Source organism: Plectonema cf. radiosum LEGE 06105 (genome assembly GCF_015207665.1).
Lineage (GTDB): Bacteria > Cyanobacteriota > Cyanobacteriia > Cyanobacteriales > Nostocaceae > Rivularia > Rivularia radiosa_A.
This window is the reverse complement of the sequence record NZ_JADEWL010000204.1, coordinates 1-9,296: the sequence shown is the minus strand read 5'-3', so window position 1 is coordinate 9,296 and position 9,296 is coordinate 1. Positions and strand designations below refer to the sequence as shown.

12 protein-coding genes are annotated in these 9,296 nt (G+C 35.7%); 6 read left to right on the top strand and 6 right to left on the bottom strand.

Annotated features, from left to right (window positions below):
• On the top strand, window positions 1–180 hold a 180-nt coding region (locus tag IQ247_RS32955), incomplete at its 5' end, for a hypothetical protein (RefSeq protein ID WP_228060175.1).
• Window positions 181–197: 17 nt separating this feature from the next.
• On the top strand, window positions 198–1,400 hold the full coding sequence (coaBC, locus tag IQ247_RS29975) for a bifunctional phosphopantothenoylcysteine decarboxylase/phosphopantothenate--cysteine ligase CoaBC (RefSeq protein WP_193925582.1): 1,203 nt from the start codon (window positions 198–200) through the stop codon (window positions 1,398–1,400).
• Between the two features lie 118 nt (window positions 1,401–1,518).
• Here coaBC and IQ247_RS29970 read toward each other — a convergent pair whose 3' ends face one another.
• Window positions 1,519–2,805, bottom strand: a complete 1,287-nt coding sequence (locus IQ247_RS29970; protein ID WP_322745606.1) for a bifunctional sterol desaturase/short chain dehydrogenase — start codon at window positions 2,803–2,805, stop codon at window positions 1,519–1,521.
• Between the two features lie 434 nt (window positions 2,806–3,239).
• Here IQ247_RS29970 and IQ247_RS29965 point away from each other — a divergent pair, with 434 nt between their 5' ends.
• Window positions 3,240–3,470, top strand: coding sequence for a peptidoglycan-binding domain-containing protein (locus IQ247_RS29965; protein ID WP_193925580.1), 231 nt, complete (start codon window positions 3,240–3,242; stop codon window positions 3,468–3,470).
• A gap of 125 nt (window positions 3,471–3,595) precedes the next feature.
• Window positions 3,596–3,832: a hypothetical protein gene (locus IQ247_RS29960; protein ID WP_193925578.1), complete on the top strand. Its 237-nt coding sequence runs from the start codon at window positions 3,596–3,598 to the stop codon at window positions 3,830–3,832.
• Window positions 3,833–3,994: 162 nt separating this feature from the next.
• Here the strand turns inward: IQ247_RS29960 and IQ247_RS29955 are convergent, their stop codons facing one another.
• On the bottom strand, window positions 3,995–4,672 hold the full coding sequence (locus IQ247_RS29955) for a class I SAM-dependent methyltransferase (protein WP_193925577.1): 678 nt from the start codon (window positions 4,670–4,672) through the stop codon (window positions 3,995–3,997).
• Between the two features lie 137 nt (window positions 4,673–4,809).
• Window positions 4,810–5,235, bottom strand: coding sequence for a flavodoxin family protein (locus IQ247_RS29950; RefSeq protein WP_228060174.1), 426 nt, complete (start codon window positions 5,233–5,235; stop codon window positions 4,810–4,812).
• 188 nt (window positions 5,236–5,423) lie between these two features.
• Here IQ247_RS29950 and IQ247_RS29945 point away from each other — a divergent pair, with 188 nt between their 5' ends.
• Window positions 5,424–6,869: a tyrosine-type recombinase/integrase gene (locus tag IQ247_RS29945; protein WP_193925575.1), complete on the top strand. Its 1,446-nt coding sequence runs from the start codon at window positions 5,424–5,426 to the stop codon at window positions 6,867–6,869.
• A gap of 224 nt (window positions 6,870–7,093) precedes the next feature.
• Window positions 7,094–7,345 carry a ribbon-helix-helix domain-containing protein gene (locus IQ247_RS29940; protein WP_193925573.1) on the top strand — a complete coding sequence of 84 codons (252 nt, stop codon included), beginning with the start codon at window positions 7,094–7,096 and terminating at the stop codon, window positions 7,343–7,345.
• On the opposite strand, the gene IQ247_RS29935 is transcribed toward IQ247_RS29940, so the two are convergent.
• The 3 genes from IQ247_RS29935 to IQ247_RS29925 form a co-directional block, all read right to left on the bottom strand.
• The gene (locus IQ247_RS29935) at window positions 7,306–7,518 is read right to left on the bottom strand and encodes a hypothetical protein (RefSeq protein WP_193925571.1); all 213 of its coding nucleotides are present in this window, start codon (window positions 7,516–7,518) and stop codon (window positions 7,306–7,308) included. The genes IQ247_RS29940 and IQ247_RS29935 overlap by 40 nt on opposite strands.
• A gap of 12 nt (window positions 7,519–7,530) precedes the next feature.
• Window positions 7,531–7,896: a YunG family protein gene (locus tag IQ247_RS29930; RefSeq protein ID WP_193925584.1), complete on the bottom strand. Its 366-nt coding sequence runs from the start codon at window positions 7,894–7,896 to the stop codon at window positions 7,531–7,533.
• 126 nt (window positions 7,897–8,022) lie between these two features.
• Window positions 8,023–9,198, bottom strand: a complete 1,176-nt coding sequence (locus IQ247_RS29925; protein ID WP_193925570.1) for a hybrid sensor histidine kinase/response regulator — start codon at window positions 9,196–9,198, stop codon at window positions 8,023–8,025.
• Window positions 9,199–9,296 lie beyond the last annotated feature (98 nt).

Genomic DNA, 9,296 nt, shown 5'->3' with positions numbered 1-9,296 from the left:
TGTAGGGGGGTTTGGGGGAGAATCCCCCAATTCTTGGTTTTTCGAGATATCAACCAAAAAAGTCCTAACTCAACTGTATTAAGTCCTAAAGGATTTAAAGCTCTTGAATCAAGTGTGTTTTTAATCTACGGCTTCGAGAGCGAAAACCGTCGCGGTGAGAAACTGATAATTGATAATTGATAATTGATAATTGCTTTATGTCGAATTCAAAATTGAAACGGGTGCTAATTGGAGTTAGCGGTGGTATTGCTGCTTATAAGGTTTGTGAAGTTGTTTCTACTCTATTTAAATCTGGGGTAGAAGTACGAACAATTCTCACCGATTCCGCACAACAGTTTATCGCTCCTTTAACTTTCGCAACTCTTTCTCGTCACCCTGCTTATACTGATGAAAATTTTTGGCAACCAATCAACTCTCGTCCCCTACATATAGAGTTGGGAGAATGGGCGGATATCATCTTAATTGCGCCATTGACAGCGAATACTTTGGCAAAGTTAGTTTATGGTATGGCTGATAATCTACTATTAAACACCGTTTTAGCTTCTACTTGCCCCATATTACTTGCACCGGCGATGAATACCGATATGTGGGAACAGCAAACGGTGCAGCAGAATTGGCAAAATATTTTGACTTTTGGTCGTTTTCATGATACAAAAACCGCCGAAGGATTATTAGCCTGTGACAGAGTTGGTGCGGGAAGAATGGCCGAACCCCAGGAAATCGTTACCCATGTACAATCGTTGTTAAAAACTGGCGGCAAACGAGATTTTACGGCTAAAAAAGTATTGATTAGTGCAGGAGGAACGCGAGAATATTTAGATCCAGTGAGATTTATCGGCAATCCAGCTACGGGGAAAATGGGGTTATCTTTGGCACAAGCAGCATTGCATCGCGGTGCGGATGTGACTTTAGTTTGTGGTGCCGTGAGTTGGGGTATACCTTTGGGAGTGCGGGGTATAAAAGTCGAGACATCAGAACAAATGCGATCGCAAATGTTGCAGTATTACGGTGATGCGGACGTAATTATTATGTCTGCGGCTGTGGCGGATGTAAAGCCAAGGGAATATAGTGTGGAGAAGTTGCCCAAAAAGGCGCTTCCAGAAGCTTTAGCATTGGAGAGTGTCGGAGATATTATTGCTGAATTAGCGAGTTGTAAGCAACAGCATCAAAAATTGATTGGTTTTGCAGCCCAAACCGGGGATATAGTAACTCCAGCTTATGAGAAATTGCAAAGAAAGAATTTAGATGCAATTGTTGCTAATCCCATAGATCAAATTGGTAGCGGTTTCGGCAGCGATACGAATAAAGCTATATATATAGATAAGCAAGGGAAAGAAGTTGAGATTCCCATGTGTTCCAAGTTGGAAATGGCCCATCGGATATTAGATTTAGTCGCTTGACTAGTTGCCTATTCCCTATTCCCTTAAGAACAAAATATGAATTACGCGAACACGAATCAATAAGAAAAAACTTTATAGAGACGTAAAATTCTACGTCTCTACAGTTAAATTCATCCTCCTATTTGGCAACGCTGAAAATCCGATAGTACAACCAGGTACTCAATTCCTTAATTGGGAAAAATATATAAGTCAAAGGATTAACGGTAACGATAATATTACGAAAATCCCTACGAGCCAAAAATACAATCCCAGCAGCAACTTGTTCAGCTGACATTACCCCATAAGGATTTAATTCACTTTTGAATGGTCCCAATATCAATTTACGAATTGTACAAGGAGACTGCAACCGCTTCAAAGTAATGATATTCCCCAAGGTTCGTTTACTCAATTCGTACAACGGACTTAAAGCCGGAGATACTTCCGCTTCCGATGTATTTATCCAAATTTCTTTGGTTGCTTTCGCATCCGCACCCGTTACAGTCGAGAAAAATACATCCATTAATCTAACTGCTGAAAATGTATTTACCTCAAAGGATTTATCAATATCCTCCGAAGTGCGACTACCGTAGACATTTATTCCGTGGTTAATAATTAAAATATCTACTTTCTGCAAGCGCGATCGCAATTCTTCTTCTTTCCCCAATTCCCAAGGTATTACTGTAAATCGTGGTTGCTCTACAAATTTTTCGGGATGAGTTGTCAATGCAACAACTTTAGCATTGTTTTTTAGTAGTTTGGCGGTCATTGCTTGTCCCAAACTACCACTAGCTCCGGTTAAAGCAACCGTTTTACCTTTGAAAGAAAGTGCGGTTCCCAAAACTTTATCTACTATTGGAAATACACCACTATAATAAGCATTTACATCATCAAAATGATGTCGCCAGTGGTAACTACGATTTACCCACCACACCGAAGGAATCACCTCCAACGCTCCCGGTTTATGGGTATAGTCCGTTTCAACTTTACCCAAAAAATACCTTAACGACGCTCCATAAAGAAAAGTCCCAGCGTAAACCACACCCAACCATAAACCTACCGGATGAAAAATAATCGCGATCGCGCTAATTATTACTAAAAGCAAAATCGATTCAACAATATCGTGATAAAGCTGAGAATCCCGATAAGCTTCCAGAGAAATTATCGATAAATCCCTTCTGTATACCATATGATGCTTATTGTGCCATTTGCCAAGCCATTTCACATGATGACAAGCCGCGTGATAGCTATCTCTAACCACCTCAGCAATCAAAATTGAGAGAAATCCCCAGGCGACAAATTGCAACCAAGTATAAGTCACCACAACCCAATTAATCTGTAATCCTGCTCCCATCACGGTTTTTTTAATCTCGGCTAATGTTTGTATTATGTATTTGCGTTCTTTTACACCATACATTTTCTTTATCACTTGCGAGCCACCAAAATTAAGGATATATCACAACAGTTTACGGGTGGGCTGTATTCGAGTATTTCAATTTTGGATTAATCAGCAAAATTATTTGGTGATGGTGGAATTTATTCGCCAATCATACGCTACGGGGTTGTCAACTAATATTGCTGGCAAAATCCTATTCAACGATGGCACCTGATTCGGCAATTGTCAGGTTGGCATCCGTAATTACTGGTGATTTTCCCAAAAGATGAACTTCGTGCAGCGATGCCGGTGCAAGGCTTTTTAGCTTAATCTCAAGATATTAGTAATTTTCTATTACCCATTAGCAATTACCCATTAACAAATGTTTCAAAGCATAAAGATTGATTTATTTACAGTGTTTTTTTTTGATTATTGCCCCAGTTGAATCTAAATTAAGTAATTGTCATTGTAACTAAAGGGGGAATCTCATGAGTAAAAATACTTTTGTAACACTTCAATTCGGTTCAACTGGGGATGCTGTAATTAATTTGCAAGAGTGTTTGAAGTCTGTTGGTGTTTACTCTTGTAGAAGTAATGGTGTTTTTGATGAGAGAACCAAAGCTGCTGTGATCAAGTTTCAAAAAAATAATGCCATGATTGCTAATGGAATAGTCGAACGCGCAACCATGTCTGCATTAGTTAGATGTTGGTGGTATTAATAGGATTCGGGACTACTATTATTGCTGATATGGAAGAGAATATTAAGGTTATAAATGACTAAAGTCATGACTATCAACTTGTTGAATTAGCTAAAATAATTTTATGGTTGACCTAGGTTCTGAAAATGAATTCCGAAAAATCAAATAAATTGTCTGTTAACATCAGATTTGCAAGATTTGCAATCGGCTTATTCGCAGGGCTTTTTGTTGCAGGAATATTTTGGCTTTATTCGATTGAATTTCACGTCCCGATTCCTTTAATTCAAGGGATAATTGGTAGTTCAATACTAGCAATTTCTTGCGGTGCGATCGCGACTATTAGTGGATTAGATAAAATATTTGAAAATTTTCCCAATTTATAATATCTAGAATCTTGATCATTAATTGTAATCTTGATTAATTTTACCTGTATAACTACCTGTCTCTGTGCATCTCTTTCCTTTGCGCCCTCTGCGTCTCTGCGGTTTATTTTATTTTATTTTATTTTATTTATTAAATCGATGAGACACAGAGAAAAAAGAAGTTTAACAACAACAAGCAATCAAAATTATTGAAGCCGGTTTCTGAGTAATTGGGTTAATCGGTTCGCGACATTCTAAAATAGAAAAACCGCAAGATTTGAGCAATTTTATCCAGGTTTCAATTTTACGAAAATACCAAGGTGCTGGTTGTTTAAAATCAGAATTAAAACCATTCCATAATTCTTGTCTCCATCCATCAATATAAGGTAATTCTCCACAACCAATTACAGGATGAAGCGTTTGGATAAATAATAATTGATTATTCTTTAATAAACTAGGAATTGAAGGAATTAAATTATCTACAGTTTCTTTTCCGAGAAGAGAGAAATTACAAACAGCAGCATCAAATTTAATATCTATCTTATTATTATTGACAATATCTTCGTAAGATGCAACCAAAAATTTACCACAATTCATCAATTGCGCTTTTTTGATCAGTGCGGAAACTCCATCAACACCCCAAGCTTCAATTCCCTTAATAGTTAATTCGCGAGTTAACCAACCTTCACCACATCCGAGATCCAGAATAGATTCAGGAGAATAACTGATAATTGCATCAATAATCGCATGATTCGTCACAATTTTTCGACTTGCGATTTCTTCATTTTCAATAGTAGTTATCCACGAGTCAGCATTTTGATTCCAACTATCAAGAACCGATTCGTCGTTAAAATTTAGCATGATATTTTAAGAATTAAAAATCTGAGTTAAGAAGTCGGGTTTTGATGACAATTTTCTCATCTTACCGATATTTATGTTTTAAAAACCCGACTTCTGATGGTCACAATATCACAATAGTTTATCTGGTAATAATCAGATTATTTTTGCCATCTTTGAGTTGCGATCGCAATTCTTTCACCGTACCTTTGTGCTGTCAGAGCGTCTCCAGATTCAATTTCTGGTGGTTTACCGCTCATATCGATGGCAGATTGTCCCATAACTCCGATGAATGCACCCAAACGATTGACACCATCATCTTTACCAAAATAATTACTTGGTAAATCACCAATACTCACCCAAATCATACTTTGTTGTGCTGCATGAGTTGCTAAATAAAGCAAAGTTCCTTCTTTATCACCGCTAGGGGAACTTGAATGAGTAAAACCCCCCGCGATTTTATCTTTCCACCCTTGATCAAACCAAACTCCTGCATTATCAATAAAAGATTTAAACTGTGCTGCAACTCCACCCATATAGGTAGGTGAACCAAATACAATTGCATCAGCTTGATTGAGCTTTTCCATGATTGTATCGTCTTTCCAACGACCATCAGTAATTTGTTCCCCAGTAATACGTAATAATTCAACGGTAGTATCTGCAACCTTTTTGGCTCCCGCAGGAACCGCCTTCGGAACCTACTTGTTACAATAGACTTTAGAGTAGTAAACTACAATTACTATTCTATTGTTTGAGTAATAAGTGAGTATTAACAATGAATTCAGGTAAAACACCTACAGGCAAAGCTTTACAAGGCAACATAGGCTATACCACCAACAAGCAAAACAAGGTAATTATCAATATGCCACGTCCTTGGTTCCCACAAGTTAAAAGTCAAATAAAGATTCCACTTGGCATAGAAGCGACTAAGGAGAATCAAGGACTAATACAACGTGCCATTGATAGACTGCAAATAGCTTTAGAAGATGGTAAGCTTCACAACCCTGACGGTAGCTTCAATAAATATGAATATCAAGAGGTGTTGAGTCATTTAAAGATATTCCCTAATTTGAGGGGAGTAATGAAAGTTATCGAGGGTGGTAAAAATCAACCACCAATTAAGCCTGAGCTAGGTTTACTGGAAATATGGGATAAGTACTGTGAGTACCGTAAACCAAGTTTAGCTATTACAACTTATGAATTAGCTTACAAAAGAAAGTACTTTAATTTTATTGAAGACGCTTTAAAGGCAGTAGGCGATAATCCCATAGAGATTCGTAATTGGTTAATCGCTTATAGGAACCTAGCGGAAGTCAAAACAATTATGACACTACTAGAAAAGGCTTACAATTTTGCTATTCAGCATAATTTATATCATTCTAAAAACCCTTATCTTGGTTTAAGTAATGATATAGAAAAAAATAATAAAAATAAAGAAATAAAACAAGATGAATACAAAAATGATGAAAGTGATTGTTTAGACAAGAATAAAGCGTTTACTTGGAACGAGGTAGAGATAATACTTGATTACCTTAAAAACGATAAAGGTAAGTTTAAAAAATGGTATCACTTTACTGCTTTTAGGTTTTTAACAGGTTGTAGATTAGGTGAAGCTACAGGTTTATTTTGGGGTGACATCAAGTGGGATAAAGAATGTATTGTTTTTAGGCGTTCTTATAGTTCTGAAATAAAAAAATTTAAATCAACTAAAAACAATACAGAACGCATATTCCCTATGCCTAAAAATGGTAGATTGTGGAATCTATTAAAAGAGTTAAAACAACGTGAACTCAATGATTGTGTTTTTGTAAATAAAAATAGTAAACCTATCAACAAAAAAACATTAGATGCGTGTTGGAGAAAAAAAGAATCAATAAATGAAAGCTGTACATACACCTATGACGGGTTCATAACCATTTTAGTTAATGAAGGTAAACTTAAAAAGTATTTACCACCATACAATACACGTCATACCTTTATTACCCATTGCATTTATGACTTAAATATTCCAAGTGATGTAGTTAACGCATGGTGTGAACACAGCGAAGAGGTAAGCCGCAAACATTATAGAGATACAACTGAATACGTTAAACAATTTAATCCTGAGATAGAGTTTATTCCCGATAAACCTAAAACTGATATAGATGAACTTCGGAAAATAATCAAAGCACAACAACTACAGATTGACTCTTTACTAAAACAACAGCAAAATAGTAAATAGTAATAAGTAACAGATAGCCATAAATTAAGTAGAGGGAAAAATAAAGCCCTCTACTTTTTTGTGCCTACCAATAGTTGGTAGAATTATCAATTGGTAACATAAAACAACCCTTATCAAAACCCAACTTCTAACTTCTCACCGAACGAAAAATATCAATATTTAAATTAAGATATAATTAATTAGTAGCATGAAATTAGATTACCGTTTATTCCTACCAAAATGAGATGCAATCAGAAAAGCTTTCAATTTCGCTGTCAACTTATTTAGTCCAATTTATCGAACAGTATAAAACTAACCATCAATGTAAATCTCGCTCTCAGGTGATAGAAGAAGCGCTGGAATTATTGCGAAACCGTGAGCTTGAAGAAGCATACAAACAAGTATCGGACGAGGTGGATACTATTTGGGATACAGTGGTTGGAGATGGTTTAACTAATTATTCCCCATCTGCGAAAAACTGTACATTTTTACACTGATTACATTTGCGGGTGCTTAGTCGTTCCCCATCTCCTTGTATACCTTCATCTGGACGGAAATACACCCAACCAAGTTGACTATCTACACTACGTCCCCAGGTAAATTCTTGAGAACCACAGATATGACAGGGATTTTGTTTGAGGTTATGATTGGGTTGTATTTGTTCGTTCATTAGATTTTGGTTTCAACTATTTTTATAACTATTTCTTTTAAGTAGCAATTTTTCAAAACGTTCTTGTAAAATCTCATATTGCTCCTTAAGTTTCAAATTTATGTTTAAAATTTCTTCTCGTGTGCTGGGTAAATCTAAATAGTCAGGAAGAATCTGAAACTGACTAACGGTAAAATCATAGCGATCGCCATTTATTCGATTGTAAAAGTGAGGTTGTTCGTTAATAAAAGTTTTAAGAATTTCTCCACCAAAATACTCATAAATAACAATTGCTGTTACATCACATTGTCCCCGCGCTGGATTATTCTTACTGTATAGAGTACTTGTTTCAGATGACCAACACTCCACAAGTAGGTTTTCTATCAAATTTTTATCCATGTCATTACCGTAGCTTTGCACAACTATGACTAAGGTTAAAGGTTAAAGGTTAAAGGTCAAAGGTTAAAGGTTAAAGGTTATATATTTGTAATAAGCAACTGTCCACTGTCAACTGTCAACTGTCAACTAATTCCTAAACAACGGTAAACTGACAGTAAAAGTACTACCAATTCCTTCTTGACTTTTAAGTAAAATTTCACCTCCGTGAGCTTCGACGCATTTTTTCACAATTGATAAACCCAAGCCAGTACCGGGAATTCCCCCCACATTAGAAGCACGATGAAATGGTTCAAAAAGATGCTTTTGTTCTTGTATCGGAATACCAATTCCTGAATCTTGAATACTAAAAATTACTGTTTCATTTTGATAAACTAAATCAAAAATAACTTTACTATTTGATGAGGAATATTTAACAGCATTACCTAATAAATTAGTTAAAATATGATGCAGTAATTTTTCATCTCCTAAAAATTCATTACTATTTCCCTGGGAATTAAAAACTATATTGATATTTTTTTCAGCAGCAGTTAACTGTATTTCTGCAATTATTGCACGACAAAAAGCTACTAAATCAATTTCTATCAGTTCACAATTAAGTTTACCAGAATCGGCTCTACCAATAAATGAGGCTTCATCTAACAACAAGGACATATTTTTAATAGCCGAACGAATCATCTGGTAATGAATAATTTTTTTATCCGGATTTACTTTTTCATCGGTGTTTTTTAATAGTCCTGCTGCAAGTAAAATAGTATTTAAAGGATTGCGGATATCGTGAGATAGTATCGATACAAACTCTGATTTAAATTGATTAACTTCTTTGGCTTTTACTAACTCTGCTGTGCTTTCGTCAACTCGATTTTTTAAAGATTGATTGACAGTGCGTAATGTTTCTAAAACCTGCTTACGTTCTACAGCATAGCGTAGAGAACGCACTAACAATTGTGGATTTATCTGTCGTTTAACAAGATAATCTTGCGCTCCTTTCCGTACTGCTTCTATAGCTAATTGCTCATCATTGGTGTTAGTTAAAACCACAATTGGCAAATATGGAGCGCGAGTCATTAAAGGTTTCAGAGATTCTAAACCTTGACTATCTGGTAAGGTTAAATCTAATAAAATTACATCGTACAAACAATGTATAGAAATATTGTCACCAATGGTATCAAGTGCTTCACTCAATCTTTTTACATGAACTAAATTAAACTCTTTGAAAGAAGCTTCTTTTAAAAACTCTTGCAACAATCTAGCTTCCGCTAAATTATCTTCTATTAACAAGATATTTATTGAATCTGCTGTCATTTTCTTTTTTAGGAGTTAGTTGACAGTTGACAGTTGACAGTTGACAGTTGACAGTTGACAATTAACTTTCCCCCATCCCCCCATCCTGTCTCTTATAC

What these genes read in the sequence shown, in the direction of transcription:
- IQ247_RS29930 (WP_193925584.1), bottom strand. Translation starts at nt 7,896, where the DNA reads ATGGATAAAAATTTGATAGAAAACCTACTTGTGGAGTGTTGGTCATCT.
- coaBC (WP_193925582.1), top strand. Translation starts at nt 198, where the DNA reads ATGTCGAATTCAAAATTGAAACGGGTGCTAATTGGAGTTAGCGGTGGT.
- IQ247_RS29960 (WP_193925578.1), top strand. Translation starts at nt 3,596, where the DNA reads ATGAATTCCGAAAAATCAAATAAATTGTCTGTTAACATCAGATTTGCA.
- IQ247_RS29965 (WP_193925580.1), top strand. Translation starts at nt 3,240, where the DNA reads ATGAGTAAAAATACTTTTGTAACACTTCAATTCGGTTCAACTGGGGAT.
- IQ247_RS29925 (WP_193925570.1), bottom strand. Translation starts at nt 9,198, where the DNA reads ATGACAGCAGATTCAATAAATATCTTGTTAATAGAAGATAATTTAGCG.
- IQ247_RS29950 (WP_228060174.1), bottom strand. Translation starts at nt 5,235, where the DNA reads ATGGAAAAGCTCAATCAAGCTGATGCAATTGTATTTGGTTCACCTACC.
- IQ247_RS29935 (WP_193925571.1), bottom strand. Translation starts at nt 7,518, where the DNA reads ATGAACGAACAAATACAACCCAATCATAACCTCAAACAAAATCCCTGT.
- IQ247_RS29940 (WP_193925573.1), top strand. Translation starts at nt 7,094, where the DNA reads ATGCAATCAGAAAAGCTTTCAATTTCGCTGTCAACTTATTTAGTCCAA.
- IQ247_RS29955 (WP_193925577.1), bottom strand. Translation starts at nt 4,672, where the DNA reads ATGCTAAATTTTAACGACGAATCGGTTCTTGATAGTTGGAATCAAAAT.
- IQ247_RS29945 (WP_193925575.1), top strand. Translation starts at nt 5,424, where the DNA reads ATGAATTCAGGTAAAACACCTACAGGCAAAGCTTTACAAGGCAACATA.